The sequence below is a fragment of the Clostridium aciditolerans genome, from assembly GCF_016316925.1.
In the GTDB taxonomy this organism is placed as follows: domain Bacteria; phylum Bacillota; class Clostridia; order Clostridiales; family Clostridiaceae; genus Clostridium_AM; species Clostridium_AM aciditolerans.
Genome location: NZ_JAEEGB010000012.1, coordinates 66609 through 84707, shown reverse-complemented (window position 1 = coordinate 84707; position 18099 = coordinate 66609). Strand labels below are relative to the sequence as shown.

At 32.6% G+C, this 18099-nt stretch carries 13 protein-coding genes; all 13 read left to right on the top strand.

Going from position 1 to position 18099, the window contains the following annotated elements; translation table 11 throughout:
- Positions 1-2 precede the first annotated feature (2 nt).
- The 13 genes from uvrB to I6U51_RS10955 all read left to right on the top strand — a co-directional run bounded on the left by uvrB (position 3) and on the right by I6U51_RS10955 (position 18089).
- Entirely contained in the window at positions 3-1985 is a 1983-nt protein-coding gene (uvrB, locus tag I6U51_RS11015) for an excinuclease ABC subunit UvrB (protein ID WP_211142701.1), read from the top strand.
- Between the two features lie 87 nt (positions 1986-2072).
- Positions 2073-4895, top strand: coding sequence for an excinuclease ABC subunit UvrA (gene uvrA / locus I6U51_RS11010; RefSeq protein WP_211142700.1), 2823 nt, complete (start codon positions 2073-2075; stop codon positions 4893-4895).
- 102 nt (positions 4896-4997) lie between these two features.
- The gene (locus I6U51_RS11005) at positions 4998-5435 is read left to right on the top strand and encodes an FHA domain-containing protein (protein WP_211142699.1); all 438 of its coding nucleotides are present in this window, start codon (positions 4998-5000) and stop codon (positions 5433-5435) included.
- Between the two features lie 169 nt (positions 5436-5604).
- Positions 5605-6807, top strand: coding sequence for an FtsW/RodA/SpoVE family cell cycle protein (locus tag I6U51_RS11000; protein ID WP_211142698.1), 1203 nt, complete (start codon positions 5605-5607; stop codon positions 6805-6807).
- Between the two features lie 2 nt (positions 6808-6809).
- On the top strand, positions 6810-8237 hold the full coding sequence (locus I6U51_RS10995) for a peptidoglycan D,D-transpeptidase FtsI family protein (RefSeq protein ID WP_211142697.1): 1428 nt from the start codon (positions 6810-6812) through the stop codon (positions 8235-8237).
- Positions 8238-8511: 274 nt separating this feature from the next.
- Positions 8512-9120, top strand: coding sequence for a metal-dependent hydrolase (locus I6U51_RS10990; protein ID WP_211142696.1), 609 nt, complete (start codon positions 8512-8514; stop codon positions 9118-9120).
- 614 nt (positions 9121-9734) lie between these two features.
- Complete coding sequence (gene uvrC, locus I6U51_RS10985; protein ID WP_211142695.1) at positions 9735-11600, top strand: excinuclease ABC subunit UvrC; 1866 nt, start codon at positions 9735-9737, stop codon at positions 11598-11600.
- A gap of 12 nt (positions 11601-11612) precedes the next feature.
- On the top strand, positions 11613-12344 hold the full coding sequence (locus I6U51_RS10980; RefSeq protein WP_211142694.1) for a phosphatase: 732 nt from the start codon (positions 11613-11615) through the stop codon (positions 12342-12344).
- Positions 12345-12405: 61 nt separating this feature from the next.
- Positions 12406-13332, top strand: a complete 927-nt coding sequence (gene murB, locus I6U51_RS10975) for a UDP-N-acetylmuramate dehydrogenase (RefSeq protein ID WP_211142693.1) — start codon at positions 12406-12408, stop codon at positions 13330-13332.
- A 265-nt stretch (positions 13333-13597) separates the two neighbouring features.
- A complete protein-coding gene (gene rapZ, locus I6U51_RS10970; RefSeq protein WP_211142692.1) occupies positions 13598-14482 on the top strand; it encodes an RNase adapter RapZ in 885 nt (294 codons plus the stop codon).
- On the top strand, positions 14479-15810 hold the full coding sequence (locus tag I6U51_RS10965) for a gluconeogenesis factor YvcK family protein (RefSeq protein ID WP_211142691.1): 1332 nt from the start codon (positions 14479-14481) through the stop codon (positions 15808-15810). The genes rapZ and I6U51_RS10965 overlap by 4 nt, the downstream gene beginning before the upstream one ends.
- Before the next feature lie 11 nt (positions 15811-15821).
- A complete protein-coding gene (gene whiA, locus I6U51_RS10960) occupies positions 15822-16775 on the top strand; it encodes a DNA-binding protein WhiA (protein ID WP_211142690.1) in 954 nt (317 codons plus the stop codon).
- A gap of 9 nt (positions 16776-16784) precedes the next feature.
- The gene (locus tag I6U51_RS10955; RefSeq protein ID WP_178906900.1) at positions 16785-18089 is read left to right on the top strand and encodes a DRTGG domain-containing protein; all 1305 of its coding nucleotides are present in this window, start codon (positions 16785-16787) and stop codon (positions 18087-18089) included.
- Positions 18090-18099: the final 10 nt, after the last annotated feature.

Here is an 18099-nt window from a genome sequence, read left to right as displayed (position 1 = left end):
GAATGAGTGTTTTTAAGATACATTCTAAATTTAAACCTACAGGAGATCAGCCTAATGCTATAAATAACTTATCAAATAAAATACTTGGTGGAGAAAAGTTTCAAACACTTCTCGGAGTAACAGGTTCAGGAAAAACTTTTACTATGGCAAATATAATCGAGAAGGTTCAAAAACCCACACTAGTTCTGGCACATAATAAAACCTTAGCAGCTCAGCTTTGCTCAGAATTTAGGGAGTTTTTCCCGGAAAACTGCGTTGAGTATTTTGTTTCATATTATGACTATTATCAACCAGAGGCATATGTAGCGCAAACAGACACATATATTGAGAAGGATGCTTCTATAAATGATGAAATAGATAGATTAAGACACTCAGCTACATCAGCGTTACTAGAGAGAAAAGATGTTATTGTTGTGGCTTCCGTATCATGTATATATGGACTAGGTAATCCTGAAGAATACAAGAACCTTACATTATCACTGAGACAAGGAATGACCAAAGATAGAGATGAAGTTATAAAGAAACTAGTTGAAATACAATACGAAAGAAATGAAATAAACTTTGTAAGAGGTACCTTTAGGGTCAAGGGTGATGTTTTAGATATATTTCCAGCTTCATCAACGAATAAGGGAGTAAGAGTAGAATTTTTTGGAGATGAAATTGAAAAAATAAGGGAGTTTGATGTTCTAACCGGCGAAATAATAGGAACAACAAAGCATATATTAATATCTCCTGCATCACACTTTGCTACTTCAAGAGATAGACTTGAGGTAGCAATAAATAAAATTGAAATAGAATTGGAAGAGCGTTTAAAGGAACTTACTGCACAAGACAAGTTGTTAGAAGCACAAAGACTAAAGCAAAGAACTAATTTTGATATAGAAATGATGAGAGAAGTAGGATATTGCAGCGGTATTGAGAATTATTCAAGAATACTAGATGGAAGAGCTAAAGGGACTCCGCCTCAGACACTTATAGATTATTTTCCTGATGACTACCTTTTATTTATAGATGAAAGCCATGTTACATTACCTCAGGTAAAGGCAATGTATGCAGGAGATAAATCGAGAAAAGAGTCTTTGGTAGAGTATGGTTTTAGACTTCCTTCAGCGTTTGATAACAGACCTTTACAATTTCAAGAATTTGAAGGCAAGTTGAACCAGGTTTTATTTGTAAGTGCTACCCCAGCGCAATATGAGCTAGACCATTCTACAAATGTGGTTGAACAAATAATAAGACCAACTGGATTATTGGATCCAGAGATTATTGTTAAGCCGATAAAGGGACAAATAGATGATTTGTATGCCAGCATAAACGAGACAATAAGTAGAGGATACAGAGTGCTTGTAACCACTCTTACTAAAAAGATGGCAGAAGATTTAACAGATTACTTTAAGGAAATGAATGTTAAGAGTAGATATCTTCATTCAGACATAGATACAATAGAGAGAATGAAGATAATAAGAGATTTAAGAAAAGGTGAGTTTGACGTATTAATTGGTATAAATTTATTGAGAGAAGGACTGGATATTCCAGAGGTGGCTTTAGTATCTATACTTGATGCAGATAAGGAAGGATTTTTAAGATCTGAAAGATCCCTTATACAAACTATAGGAAGAGCAGCAAGAAATGCAGATAGTAAGGTTGTAATGTATGCAGATAGAATAACAGATTCTATGGGAAGAGCTATTTCGGAGACAAATAGAAGAAGAAAAATACAAATGGAATATAATGAAAAGCATAATATAACACCTAAAACTATTATTAAGGACATTAGAGAAGTTATAGAAGCAACAACTATTTCGGAAGAAAAAGTGGAATACGATAGTTTAGAAGAGGCTATTCAAGCCAATAATGAAAGTATAGATCAGCTTATAGAGAAGTACGAAAAAGATATGAAGGATGCGGCTAAAAATCTTCAGTTTGAGCAGGCAGCAAAACTACGTGATATTATATATAAACTCAAAAAGCAAAAGAAAAATTAAGAATGTTTACTAATTATAAAAAAATATTAGGCATTTGAAAGAAAATAGCAAGTGAAAGATGCCTTAAGGAGTGTGTAAATAAACCTAATGAGAAATAGCATAGTAATAAAGGGTGCTAAAGTCCACAATTTAAAAAATGTTGACTTAGAAATACCAAGAGATAAACTAATTGTATTTACTGGACTTTCTGGTTCCGGAAAGTCATCTTTGGCATTTGATACTCTGTATGCAGAAGGGCAGAGACGCTATGTTGAATCCCTTTCTGCTTATGCAAGGCAATTTTTGGGACAAATGAATAAACCTGATGTTGAATATATAGAAGGATTATCACCGGCAATATCTATTGATCAGAAAACTACAAGTAGAAACCCGCGTTCTACCGTTGGTACTGTTACTGAGATATATGATTATTTAAGACTTTTATATGCAAGAATAGGAATTCCACATTGCCCAAAGTGCGGAAAAGAAATAACTCAACAAACTGTTGATCAAATGGTTGATAGAGTATTATCCATGCCTGAGAGAACTAAAATTCAAATACTTGCTCCTATTATAAAGGGTAGAAAAGGCGAGCATGTAAAAGTACTAGAAAATATAAGAAAGAACGGATTTGTAAGAGCAAGAATAGATGGAGAAACTATTGATTTAGAAGAAGAGGAAATAAAGCTTGAAAAAAATATAAAGCATACTATTGAAGTTGTTGTTGATAGATTAATAGTAAAACCAGATATAAGAAGTAGATTGGCAGATTCACTTGAGACTGCTTTAAAGCTTGCTGAAGGATTGGTTATTGTAAATGTAATCGGTGAAGAAGATATATTATTCAGTGAGAAATTTTCCTGTCCAGACTGTGGCATTAGTATAGGTGAAATTGAACCAAGAATGTTCTCTTTTAATGCCCCTTTTGGGAAATGTGACAGCTGTGATGGTCTTGGTACGCTTATGGAGATAGACCCAGATTTAGTAATACCTGATAAAAGCAAGAGCATACTTGATGGTGCTGTTGCAGCTTGGGGCAGTGGAAGTTTAAAAGAGGATTCCTGGACTTTTAGTATACTAAAGGCTCTTTCTAAAGAATATAAATTTAAACTAGATACCCCTATAGAAAAGTTAAACCCTGAGATTGTTGATATATTATTATACGGCTTAAAGGGAGAAAAAGTCAAAGTTAACTATGCTAGAGAAAATGGAGTAATGGAATTTAATCATGCTTTTGAAGGTGTAGTTAATAATTTGAAAAGAAGATACTTAGAAACAAACTCAGATTATATCAAAAGCGAAGTTGAAAATTATATGAGTAATAAACCATGTCCAAAATGTAAAGGAGCAAGACTTAAACCAGAAGTTTTAGCTATTACAGTTGGTGACAAAAATATTTTTCAATTTTGTACAATGTCTATAAGAGATGAGTTAAAGTTCTTAGATGAGATTACTTTATCTGAAAAAGAAGCAATAATCAGTGATCAAATATTAAAGGAAATAAAAAGCAGATTAAAGTTTTTAATTGATGTTGGTTTAGATTATCTAACATTATCAAGAACGGCTGGAACGCTGTCAGGAGGGGAATCACAAAGAATTAGACTGGCAACACAGATAGGTTCTAGTTTAGTTGGAGTACTATATATATTGGATGAACCAAGTATAGGGTTGCATCAAAGGGATAATGATAGACTTATTTCCACACTGAAACATTTAAGAGATATAGGTAATACATTAGTTGTAGTTGAACATGATGAAGATACTATGAAAGAAGCAGATTTCATAGTGGATATAGGACCAGGAGCCGGAGAGCATGGCGGGAAAATCATAGCTGCAGGTACTATTGATGAAATAATGAAAAATGAAGAGTCAATAACTGGGCAATATTTAAGTGGTAGGAAAAAAATTGAGTTGCCTTCAGAGAGAAGAAAAGGAAATGGAAAACACATAGCTGTTAAAGGCGCCAAAGAAAATAATCTTAAGAATATAAATGCTGACTTCCCTTTAGGTATACTGACCTGTGTTACTGGTGTATCCGGATCAGGTAAAAGTACGCTTGTAAATGAAGTGCTATTTAAGGGAATGAATAAAAGAATCAATAATTCAAAGGATAATCCAGGTAGCCACAAAGATATTTTAGGTGTAGAGAATATAGATAAAATAATAAATATAGACCAAAGCCCAATAGGAAGAACGCCTAGATCTAACCCAGCTACTTATACTGGAGTGTTTGATATTATAAGAGAAGTTTTTGCAAACACTTCAGAAGCTAAGATGAGAGGTTACAAGCCTGGTAGATTCAGTTTTAATGTTAAAGGTGGAAGATGTGAGGCCTGCAGTGGAGATGGAATAATAAAGATTGAAATGCAGTTTCTATCTGACGTATATGTTCCCTGCGAAGTTTGTAAAGGAAAAAGATATAATAGAGAGACTCTTGAGGTAAAATATAAAGGTAAGACTATAGATGATGTTTTAAATATGACAGTTGAGGAAGCATTAGAGTTCTTTGAAAATATACCTAGAATAAAGAACAAGATACAAACACTTATGGATGTAGGGTTAGGATATATAAGACTAGGGCAACCTTCAACTCAGCTATCTGGTGGGGAGGCTCAAAGAATTAAACTGGCTTATGAGTTGTCTAAGAGAAGTACAGGGAAAACTTTATATATTCTAGATGAGCCTACTACTGGTCTTCATATAGATGATGTAAATAGACTTATAAATATTCTTCAAAGAATTGTTGAAACGGGAAACACTGTAGTAGTTATAGAGCATAATCTTGATGTAATAAAATGTGCTGATTATATTATTGACCTAGGCCCAGAAGGAGGGGAAAAGGGAGGAACGATTTTATGCACAGGTACTCCAGAGGAAATATCAGAAAATAGCCATTCTTATACGGGACAATACTTAAAAAAGATGTTATAATCTATATAAGACTAGCATAACCCTTTACTGATGCTAGTCTTTTGATATGTTAATGAGTAATAAGGAAAATTTTATTTAATAAATTTACAAGAAGGTGGTTATATGGATCTGAGCAAATTAAGTTTAGTCTTTAAAATTATAATTATAGCAATAGTTTATATTATAATTTTCTTTGCATTAAGAATAATGTATAAAGATATAAAAAATGGAGGAAGAAGAGCAAGAACAGGTAACAGAAAATCCTTTGGACTTGAGATAATAGAGCCTGGAAATAATGCAAATTTAAGAAGAGGTGGAGTTATTCCAATCCAGAGCGAGATAACAGTGGGACGGAAAAACGATAATTTACTTGTATTGGACGACCCGTATGCTTCAGGGCATCACGCAAGAATATATATAAAGAACAATGATTGTATAATAGAAGACTTAAGAAGTACTAATGGTACATTGTTGAATGGTTTAAAAGTTGAGGGTAGAGAATATCTAAATTCTGGTGATGAGATTAAAATTGGTAATACATCCTTTAGGGTTATAGGATGATCAACGTATATTTAAGTATAAAGTTATATAGTATATTATGATAAAAGTGAAGAGCATAGGAACTTATACTTTAAGTTCCTAAGTTTTTTCACTTTTGGCTATTTAGCCATCTCTAGCTATTATTTTTTAGATGACCTGTTTGAAATTTTATGATGTGGTGGTGATTATTTTGGACACGAGTAGAGATGAGAAAAAACTTTTAAGATACACATATCTTTTGTGTTTAGTGTGTTTTCTTAACCTAGCCATACTTAAACAACCCTTTGACAAAGGGGCTATGATTATGGCTATAGTTACATGTTTGCTTATAGGATATTCATATATAATAATAAGAAAGTTTTTTTCAGATGGTGATAAATATATATTTATTTTTTCTAGCATGCTATCCGTTATAGGAATGGTTATGATTTATAGAATCAATACGGCGGATTCCATAAAGCAAATAATTTGGTTTGCTATAGGTGTAACAGGATTTATATTAATAGTTGTATTGCTGCCAGATTTAAAGAGTTTTAGTAAGTATAAATATGTTTATTTAGTATTTACTTTAATATTTATGAGTATGGCTATGTTAATGGGAACAGAAATAAATGGTTCTAAGAATTGGATTGTAATAGGAGGATTCACTTTTCAGCCTTCTGAGTTTGGAAAGTTATTTTTAGTAGCTTACCTAGCATCTGAACTGCAGGATTATGAAAATTTTAAGGATCTTATAATTCCTGGAGTAGTAGTAATGGTATCTTTAGGTTTCATGGTACTACAAAAGGATCTTGGTTCTGCATTAATATTTTTTGGAATATCAATAACGATGCTTTACATAGCTACGTCAAAGTTTAGTTATATAGCTACCTGCATTGGATTATTTGCTGCAGGTGCCGTAATAAGTTATAAACTTTTTGACCATGTGCAAACAAGAGTTTTAATATGGATGAATCCATGGCCCTATGCTACTGGGAAAAGCTATCAAGTAGTACAATCGATGTTTGCAATAGCTTCAGGCGGATTAACTGGAACTGGATTAGGATTGGGACACCCAGAATATGTACCGGTTAACACCACAGACTTTATTTTTGCTGTTTTATGTGAAGAGCTTGGAATACTTATAGGTTTCGGGATAATAATATTGTATTTCTTGCTTTTTTATAGATGTATGAGGGCAGCGGTTTACGTGGAAGATAAGTTTTCAAGATTACTTGCAGTTGGATATAGTGCTATGATAGCATCACAAGTACTCGTTATAGTTGGTGGAGTTATGAATGCAATACCTCTTACAGGTATAACTTTGCCTTTAGTGAGCTACGGAGGAAGCTCTATGCTTATTACGTTTTTTTCATTAGGTATAATCCAAAAGATATCAGAAGAGGGTAGATAAATATGAACGATATATCAAATAGTATAAAAAAAGTTCTTATAATTTTCTTGATATGTTTTATAGGGTTAATATCTTATATAACTTATTTTGAAATAATAGTAGGACCTAAAATAGTGAGTAGTCCATACAATAAGAGGATGTGGGTTAAGAGAAATGAAGTGCTAAGGGGGACTATTTACGATAGGAATGATAAACCTCTTACAAAGAGTGAGAGAATTAATGCAGAAACGCAAAAAAGAGAATACACAGGCGGAGAGTTGTTCGCACATGTATTGGGATATGTAGATATAAAATATGGAATAACAGGACTTGAGAGAAAATACGATGAAGAACTTATGTCTACAGATATTAAAGATAACGTGAAAAACTTGTTACTAAATAAGGGAAAAACAGAAGAGAAAATTGGTAATAGCTTAAAAACAACTCTTGATTTCGAGACACAAAAAAAAGCATATGATATGCTAGGAGATAACAAGGGTGCGGTAGTTGCGTTAAATCCTAAAACAGGAGAGATATTAGCAATGGTATCTAAGCCATCTTTTAATCCTAATAATTTACAAGAAATTTGGGCTGATATTAACAAAGATAAGAATTTTCCTTTAATAAATAGAGCCTCTGCTGGACTGTACCCGCCGGGATCTACATTTAAAACAATAACTGCTATAAGTGCATTAGAAAATATTCCTGGAATAAAGAATAGAACATTTGAGGATAATGGAAGTTTATATATTTCTAAAGATTACTCGCTTCATAATTTTAGTGGTGAAGTATTAGGAAGTTTAAGTTTTAAAGATGCTTTCACACACTCAAGTAATGTGGTATTTGGATCCCTTGGTTTAGAGCTTGGTAATGATAAGCTAAAGCAAACTGCAGAAAAGTTCTATTTTAATAAGGAAATACCAGCAGATGGTATTCCGGTTGAAGCTAGTAAATTCCCTACATTGAAAAACTATGAAAAAGGAAGCATTGCTCAAAGTGCTATAGGACAAAGCAGTGATCTTGCAAGCCCGCTTCAAATGGCAGTAGTTACAAGTACTATAGCTAATAGTGGAACAATGATGAAACCATACCTAGTAAAAGATGTTGTTACAAGTAAGGGACAGTTGGTTAAGAGTATACAACCTGAATCATTAGGTCAGATTATTTCTGCTGACACAGCAAATACTATGAAGGACTTTATGAAGTCTGTTGTTCAGGAAGGAACTGGTGTTAATGCAGCTATAGAGGGCATTGAGGTTGGTGGAAAAACAGGAACAGCAGATCACCAATATGAAGGGAAAGATGCTCCACCTCATTCATGGTTTATAGGTTTTGCCCCTTATAATGATCCACAAGTAGCAGTAGCGGTAATTGTGGAAGATGGAGGTCAAGGTGGTAAAGCTGCAGCTAGAATAGCATCTGAAGTGATGAGAACGGCATTAAGAAAATAATATATATTTCTTTAATTTTTTATTTACCACTATAATATATTCGAATAAATGGATTGATTTGGTAAATTAGCAAATAAAATGTCGGTAGATACAGGAAAATTTCTACTGACATTTTATTTTTTTACATTGTATATTTTCCCGGGAAATTTTTTGTTGTAAAAAGTAAAATTATTAAGGCTTTAGTGATATAATATAGACAATAATCGAGATATAAAAATAATCTGGTATAAATATGTCTAAAGTTTGTATTAGGTTATTTTTAAAAGGAGTAATTATGAAGGGGAAAACTCATGCTGGGGTTGGAATAGTCACTTTTTTATCACTTTACAATAGTTTGCCGGAAAAGTCTAATTACATTGGTATTATAGTGGTAATTTTGGCATCCATATTGCCAGATATTGACCACCCTAAAAGTGTTATAAATAAGTATATACTTCCGTTTAAAAATAAAGCAACTAAAATTATTCTTTACATGTGCATTGGTGTAATATTATTATGGTACGACTACCTTTATACTAAAGAACCTATTATAAAAGCATTGGGAATATCTTTTATAATAATTGCAGTATCATCCCACAGAAATGGATTAACTCATAGTCTTTCAGGAATGATTATTTTCTCATTTATTGCAGGATACATAGGAAATATGTACAACATACATTATTTAGTATATTATTTTATGATAGGATATGGTATGCATTTATTATGTGATATGACAACTAATAGGGGGGTTCCACTTCTATATCCTTTTAGAAGTAAAAAAGTAAAATTTCCTGTTACATATAAGACAAATTCGAAGCTTGGAACTACTATAGAAGAATTGCTTGCAATATTTGGGCTTCTATTTGCAATATATAAGATTCCGATGATTTTCTGCAAGTAAGAGTTAGGCCATATTCTAAAAGTTTTGTGTCGCAATATTTTTATCAGAGGACAATTGATAGAGGACAGAGGACAGTGAAGGAGGATTTTTCTCCACTATGTTACGAAAAATCTTTAATTATATTATAAGCCGATGTTTGAGATTAGTGAAACGAGTCTCAAAAATAGTTTATGTCAAGTTCCAGTGGGTAATTTATTTTTTAAAATTTTCCATTATAATTCAGTTAAAATGTTTATTCCTAAAGGGCTTCGCCCGCAGCCCGAAAGGGCGCACTTGTGCCGTTAACTTTTTACGTAGAATTTTATAAATAAGTTCACTAAAATTTCTTTTTTGAAAAAGCTTTTTATGGCTTTTCTGATATTAGTTTGACGCAGCCTGTAATTTGTAACCTTTGAATATAGCTATTAAAGAAGTATCTGAAACAGAGTATTGACAAATTGATACAGCCTAACGGCTTGCGACAAAGTCGCCTAGTGCTGAAAAATAATTAAAGATTTTTCGTAGTGTAATGGAGAAAAATCCTCATTCTCTGTCCTCTGTCAATTGTCCTCTGTCCTCTAAAAAATAATACATCGTATTATTTTTATACTACGAATTAAAGTAGGAGTGATTATGTGTTTGATTTTGAGTATCAATTAAAAGTTTTGCCAGACAAACCTGGAGTGTATTTGATGAAAAATTCCTTAGGGGAGATCATATATGTTGGAAAAGCTAAGGTGTTAAAAAATAGAGTTAGACAGTACTTTCAAAGTTCAAAAAATCATTCAGAGAAAGTTAAGGCTATGGTGAAAAATATAGCTGAATTTGAATATATAGTAACAGATTCAGAAATGGAAGCCCTTATACTAGAATGTAATTTAATTAAAAAATACAGACCAAGATATAATATTCTACTTAAGGATGATAAACACTATCCATTTATAAAGGTAACAACAAATGAAGACTTCCCAAGAGTATTTGTAACTAGAATGTTAGCAAAAGATGGAGCTAAGTATTTTGGACCTTATACAGATACTTCTGCTGTCTATGAAACAATAGAGTTACTTAAGAAGATATTTCCTGTGAGGAATTGCAAAAAATCTATAAAAGAGGATGGAGAAAAGACAAGACCATGCCTTAATTATCATATAGGTTTGTGCAATGCGCCTTGTGGCGGGTATATTAGTAAAAAGGACTATGGTAAGATAGTTTCTGATATAGTAGACTTATTATCAGGAAGAGACAAAAATATATTAAAATCCTTAAAAGAAGAAATGGAACTGGCTTCTGAAAATCTAGAATTTGAAAAGGCAGCTGCTTTAAGAGATAAGCTTTTAGCTGTGGAAAAAATTACGGAAAAGCAGAAGATAATTACAGGAAATTTTGAAGATGAAGACTTTATAAATATATATAGTGATGAAAAAGATAGCTGCGTTCAAGTGTTTTTCTTAAGAGGTGGTAAAATAACTGGCAGAGAGCATTTTATTATAGAAAATACTGTTGATGCAGACAAGAAGGAAGTTGTTTCTACCTTCATAAAAGAGTTTTATGGAGGTACAGCATATATACCAAAGACAATATATGTTCCAGTTATTGAGGATCAAGATCTTTTACAGGAATGGCTGGGAATGAAGCGAGGTTCAAAGGTAACTATTAAAATGCCTCAAAAGGGTGAAAAGAAAGATACTATTAATCTTGTAGAGAAAAATGCAAAGATGACATTAGAACATTTTAAATTAAAATTAATTCAGGAAAAAGAAATTTATAAGACATCTTTAAAGGAGATTTCCGATATACTTAATTTAGAGGATATTCCTCATAGAATAGAAGCATATGACATTTCAAATATACAAGGGGTAGACTCTGTTGGAACGATGGTTGTTTTTGAGGAAGGTAGAGCTAAAAATAGCGACTATAGAAGATTTAAAATAAATACAGTAAAAGGTGCAAATGATTATGATAGTATGAGAGAGATCTTAACTAGAAGGTTTCAACATGGAATGGAAGAAATAAAGGGTATACAGGAGAGACAATTGGATTTAAGCTCAGGCAAATTCTGCATTTTTCCAGATTTAATATTGATGGATGGAGGAAGAGGACAGGTGAATATTGCTCTAGATGTATTAAAGAGCTTTAATATTAGCATACCTGTATGCGGGATGGTAAAGGACGATAAACATAATACAAGAGGTTTAATATACAATAATGAAGAGCTCCCATTAAGCAAGAACTCTAATGTTATGAGGTTAGTTACAAGGATACAGGATGAGGTGCATAGGTTTGCCATAACATATCATAGAAGTCTAAGAAATAAGAGAGTACTTCATTCCATATTAGAGGATATTCCTGGTATAGGAGAAAAAAGAAGAAAAGAACTTCTAAAGAAATTTGGAAGTATAGATAGCATAAAAAAAGCAACTTTTGATGAATTAATTGATACACCATCTATAGATAAAAAGGCGGCTCAAAGTATCATAGACTATTTTAAGAGCCAAGATTAGGGAGGTAACTTAATGAAATATATTTTAGATGCACACACTCATACTGTGGCTAGTGGCCATGCTTATACTACATGGCTGGAAAATGTAAAAGAAGCATCTAATAATGGAATTAAAATTTTAGCAACTACAGATCACGGGCCAAAGATGCCAGGAGGGCCACATATATTCCATTTTAATAATTTAAAGGTATTACCAAGAGAGTTATTTGGAGTGATAATTCTTAGAGGGTGTGAAGCAAATATCTTAGATTTTAAAGGAAATTTGGATATACCAGAAAAAACACAAAAAAGACTGGATGTAATTATTGCTAGTTTGCATGATGTGTGTATAAAGCCTGGTAATAAAGATGAAAATACAGAGGCTCTATTAAATGTTATGAATAATGAAAATGTGCATATTATAGGTCATCCCGGGAATCCAGCTTTTCCTATTTGGGAAGAAGAAGTGATAAAGAAGGCTAAAGATAAAGATATTCTTATAGAGATAAATAACGGTTCCTTTAACTCAAGAAGAGGTAGTGAGGAAAACTGTCTTAGAATAGCAGAGTTATGTAAGAAGCATGGTGTTAACCTAATACTAGGAAGCGATGCACATACTTGCTTTCAAATAGGAAAGTTTCCAAAGGTCGAGCAGGTATTAAGAATGGCAGGGGTAACTGAAGATCTTATAATGAATGTTGATGAGACCAAATTTATAAAATATTTAAAGAAAAAAGGAAAGCTTCAAGATATTAATCTTGATTAAGAATTGTACATACATTATACTAGAAATGATACGTAATTTTAATTTTCAAGGAGAATATGCCATGAATAAATTTAAGGATTTTAGTACAAAGTTAACTAATATATTAGATGATGAAAACATAGAAATAGATGCACTAATGAAAAACCATACATCCTTTAAGGTAGGAGGTCCAGTAGACATATTAGCTACCCCTGAAAGCTTTGAGCAAGTAGTAGAGGTTATAAAGTTATGTAGAGAGAATAATATTCCATACTACATAATAGGAAATGGAACTAACTTGCTTGTGAAAGATGGGGGAATACGGGGTGCAATTATTAAATTGTGTAAGCTAGATGATATAAAAATAGAGGGCGAAAAAATAATTGCACAAAGTGGAGCACAATTGAAAGACGTTTCAGATGTGGCGCTAGAAAACAGTTTAGCAGGTTTTGAGTTTGCATGTGGTATTCCAGGAAGCATTGGAGGAGCCGCTGCAATGAATGCAGGTGCTTATAATGGAGAAATATCAAATGTTATAGAAAGTGCTAAAATCATAGACAACGATGGAAATATAACAGTTCTGAATAAAGAAGAGCTAGAGCTAGGTTATAGAATGAGCTCTATACTTAAACACGGATATACTGTGTTGGAAGTTACATTTAAGCTTCATAAAGGTGAGTACCAAAAAATAAAGGATAGAATAGATGACCTAAATAGAAGAAGAAGCGAAAAACAACCGCTTGAGTATCCATCTGCTGGAAGTACATTTAAAAGACCTGAAGGATATTTTGCTGCTAAACTTATAGAGGATAGTGGGTTGAAAGGAGTCAGTATTGGCGGAGCTGAAGTTTCTGCAAAACACTCTGGTTTTATAATAAACAAGGGAGAAGCTACAGCTAAAGATATCTTAGACTTGATTAAACTTGTACAGGATAAGGTAAAAGACAAGTTTAATGTGGATTTATATACTGAGGTAAGAATTATAGGAGAAGATTGTAGTAATATTTAGGAATTTAAAGTAGATACTATGAAATAGAAAAATGGAGAATTTAACGCTAATTTGATGTTAAATTCTCCATTTTATCTTCTATTCCTTCTTATAAATTGTTGTGTTATAATTATAAAATGAATGTATATTATATTTAAGCAGACATCCAAAATCTCTGATTTTGATATGGTCGCTTACTCATTCGACGATAGGAGAAGGAGTTTCAGCAATATACAATTTTAATATTAGAAATAATAAAGATAAATCGCTAACAGGAGGGTTGACTATGAGATTTGTTATAGTAACAGGTCTATCGGGAGCAGGCAAAACTCAAGCTATAAGAAATCTAGAGGATTTAGGATATTTTTGTGTAGATAACCTTCCGCCTACATTGATACCTAAATTTGCAGAGGCTTGCTATCAAACCGATGGTAAAATTGATAAAATAGCTTTAGTAATAGATATAAGAGGCGGAAAATTTTTTGATGATCTATTTGAAAGTCTTAAGTATTTAACAAGTGAAGGGTATAAGTATGAAATTTTATTTTTAGATGCTTCTGATGAGGTATTAATAAAAAGATTTAAAGAGAGCAGGAGAAAGCATCCTTTAGCTCCAGATGGAAGAATACTAAATGGCATATTATTAGAAAGAAACAAGCTAAGAGAAGTAAAGGATAGAGCTGATAATATTATCGATACATCAAAACTTGCGACAAGAGAGTTAAGGGAAGAAATAACGAAAATTTATGCAGAAGAAGGACAAATGGAAACAGAATTGATGATAACAGTGCTTTCATTTGGATTTAAATATGGGATACCTGTAGACTCTGATTTAGTATTTGATGTAAGATTTTTACCGAATCCCTATTATATTCCAGAGTTGAAGAAATACTCAGGAAACGATGAGCCTGTTAGAAGCTATGTTATGGGATTTGAAGAAACTAAAGAATTTATTGGCAAATTAGAGGATATGTTGAGCTTCTTAATCCCTAGTTATTTAAAAGAAGGGAAAAGACAGCTTATAGTGTCAATAGGTTGCACAGGCGGAAGACATAGGTCTGTAACCATTGCGAATTCAATATTTAATAAGTTAAAGGACAGTGGATATAAGGTGAATATTGATCATAGAGATATAGAGGAAGACACTAATAAAGGTGGTAAAAAACTATGAAGATAGTAGACTGGTTTAGGCCCGGCATAAAGGTTAAAAGATGGGTTATGCTTGGGTCCATGGGGATCTTGTTTATAATATTTGGTGTATTAGAATTTGTAAACAGAAGATTCTATAGCATGTACTATATATCATTTTATGTTTTTTTGATTACTTCAGGAGTTTTTGTTTTATACGTGTCTATAACTCAAGGAATGCGTTCAATTATTGCTTTAATAAACAAAGGATACCTAAATGTTTCCTTGGATTCTAGGAAACTTGAAAATTTAATATATGAAAAAAGATTGTTAGTAAAAGGACCTAAAATTGTGGCGATAGGCGGAGGAACAGGATTATCTACAATGCTGAGAGGTTTGAAATACTATACTTCAAATATAACTGCAATAGTTACAGTAGCAGATGATGGTGGTGGATCAGGAGATTTAAGAGAGGACTTAGGGATGCTTCCACCAGGAGATATAAGAAATTGTATTCTATCATTGGCTGATACGGAGCCACTTATGGAGGAACTACTTCAGTATAGATTTAAAGATGGTAGATTAAAAAATCAAAGCTTTGGAAACCTATTTTTGGCAGCTATGGATGGAATCTCAAGCAATTTTGAGGAAGCAGTTCATAAGATGAGCTCTGTTCTGGCGGTAACAGGTAAGGTAATGCCTGTTACGTTAGATAATATTATATTAAAGGCTAAGCTCAAGAATGGAACAATAGTAGAAGGAGAATCAAATATTCCAATAGAGGCTATTAAACAGAATAGTTCAATTGAGAAAGTATTTATTGAGCCCAAAAATGCAAGAGCCCTCAAGGAAGCTGTAGAGGCCATATTAGAGGCGGATGCTATAATATTGGGTCCGGGAAGTCTTTATACAAGTGTTATTCCTAATCTTTTAGTTAAAGATATCGCTGATGCTGTAAATAAAACTCAAGCTGTAAAGTTATATGTATCAAATATAATGACGCAGAAAGGAGAAACAGACGGTTTTGGAGTTGAGGATCATATAAAATCAATCTTTAAGCATGTTGGAAATAATGTCATAGATTATGTTGTAATAAATGTTGGTAAAATTGATGATGAGCTAGAAGGAAAATATAAAGAAGAGGCATCTCATTTAGTTTCAGTAGATGAAAATGAACTAAAAAAATTAAATGTAAGTATCATTGAAGGTGATTTTATAACAGTTAGAAATGGTCTGATAAGACATAATTCTGAGAAGTTAGCTTCTATATTAATTGAAACTATTATGGACAAAAAATTGCTATTTGATAGAAAGAAAATTATTGAGTATTTCTACTTGTCAGAGCGATTAAAGGAAAATAAAAATAAATAGGGAGAGAGATTATGTCTTTTTCGTTGAAGGTTAAAAATGAAGTTTGTAGATATACGAGTATAGGAAAAGAAGAGGCAGTGGCAGAGCTATCAGCCATAATGAAGGTCAGTGGTACGCTGTTGCTTGGTGGTAATAAGCAGTTTAGCTTTAAAGTTACTACTGAAAATCCTGCCATTGCTAGGCTAATATTTAAAATGCTGAAAGAGCATTTTAATATTCATACAAAGATAATGGTAAAAAGAAGCAATTCTCTTAAAAAAAACAATGTGTATATAATATTAATTGATGAAGAAATGGGTGTGCGAGACTTACTTAAAGAGGTTGGTTTACTAAGAGAAAATGAGAATATATTTTCACTAGATTATAGTATACCTAGAAATATTATAGAGACAGAAGAGTGTAAAAGAGCATATATCAGAGGAGCTTTTTTAGGTGGAGGAAGCATCAGTAATCCAGAAAAGACCTATCACTTAGAATTTGTAACTCACGACAATGAATATGCAGAGGACTTAAGTAGCCTTATAAATGAATATGGTTTAAACTCAAAGGTAATACAAAGAAAAAGCAGTTTTATTGTTTACCTTAAGGAAGGAGAACAAATAGTAGATTTACTTAATATAATAGGGGCTCACTCATCTCTTTTAGAGTTGGAAAATGTAAGAATAATGAAGGAGATGAGAAACAATGTAAATAGACTAGTTAACTGTGAAACTGCAAATTTAAGTAAAACTGTGAATGCCGCAGTAAGACAGGTTGAAAGTATAAAGCTTATACAAAAAGAAATAGGGCTTGCTAGACTTCCTAAAAACCTGAGAGAAATTGCAGAGCTTAGATTAAGCTATCCAGATGAATCTTTAAAAGAGCTAGGTGAAATGCTTAATCCGGTAGTTGGAAAATCAGGAGTTAATCACAGATTAAGAAGAATAGAAAAAATAGCTGAGGAACTAAGGAAAGAAGGAAGGTAGGTTTAGATTATGTCAAAGCATGAAGATATAATCAAGTATATACTTTCACTTGAAGTTGGTACAAAGATTTCGGTTAGAAGTATAGCAAGTGCTTTAGGTGTTAGTGATGGAACAGCGTATAGAGCTATAAAGGATTCAGATACATTAGGAATAGTTACTACTATTCCTAGAGTTGGAACAGTAAGAGTAGAAAAGGTTGAAAAGAAAAACATTGAAGCTTTAACCTATGGAGAAGTAATTAATATTGTGGATGGCGCTCTACTTGGAGGGAAGGATGGAATATATAAAACCCTGCACAGATTTGCTATAGGGGCTATGACTATTGATGCTATGGCAAAATATATAACCCCTGACTGTCTTCTTATTGTTGGAAATAGAGAAGAAGCACATAGACTTGCCCTTGAGAACCAATCAGGAGTTCTTATAACTGGTGGATTTGGGTGTAGTGAAGAAATGAAGAAATTAGCTAATGAAAAGTGTCTTCCAATAATATCTACAACTTATGATACCTTTACAGTTGCCAGCATGATAAATAAGGCTATATCAGAAAATCTTATAAAGAAAGATATAGTTCTAATTGAAGACATCATGGAAACTAATACTTACTTTTTGAATGTAAACGATACGGTAGCAAAATGGAAAAAGGTAATCACGGAGACTAGGCATCAAAGATATCCTGTGGTAGACGATGATAATAAAGTAGTAGGAATTGTTACTTTAAGGGATTTATCAAGCAAGGATTCTGATGATGAGCTTATAGGAAGAGTAATGCATAAGGATCCAGTAACCTTAACACCAAAAACAACTGTAGCATATGCAGCACACATAATGGGATGGGAAGGTATAGAACTCTTTCCTGTTGTGAAAAATAAAAAATTAGTTGGGGTTATAACAAGAAAAGATGTTATTAAGGCTCTCCAATATATGGCTAGACAGCCTCAAGCAGCTGAAACACTAGAAGACCTAGTTTTAAAGAAGTTTGAATTTAAAACTAGTGGGGACAAGGGGCATTTTTATGGTAAAATAACTCCTGAAATGTTGGATCCTATAGGAACTGCATCATGGGGCTCTCTAAATATGCTTTTATCAACCATGGGAATTATGACATTGAGACAAAAAAATAATATAAATATACTAGTGGATAGCATAAATACCTATTTTATAAAACCAGTTCAAATGGATAGTATGATAGAAATATATACAGACATAATAGATTCAGGGAGAAATTTCTGCAAAGTTGAAATTGATATGTTTGATAACAAAAGAGACTTAGTGGCAAAGACCTTTTTATCAGCTAAGATATTAAGACGATGAGAAGTTTCAT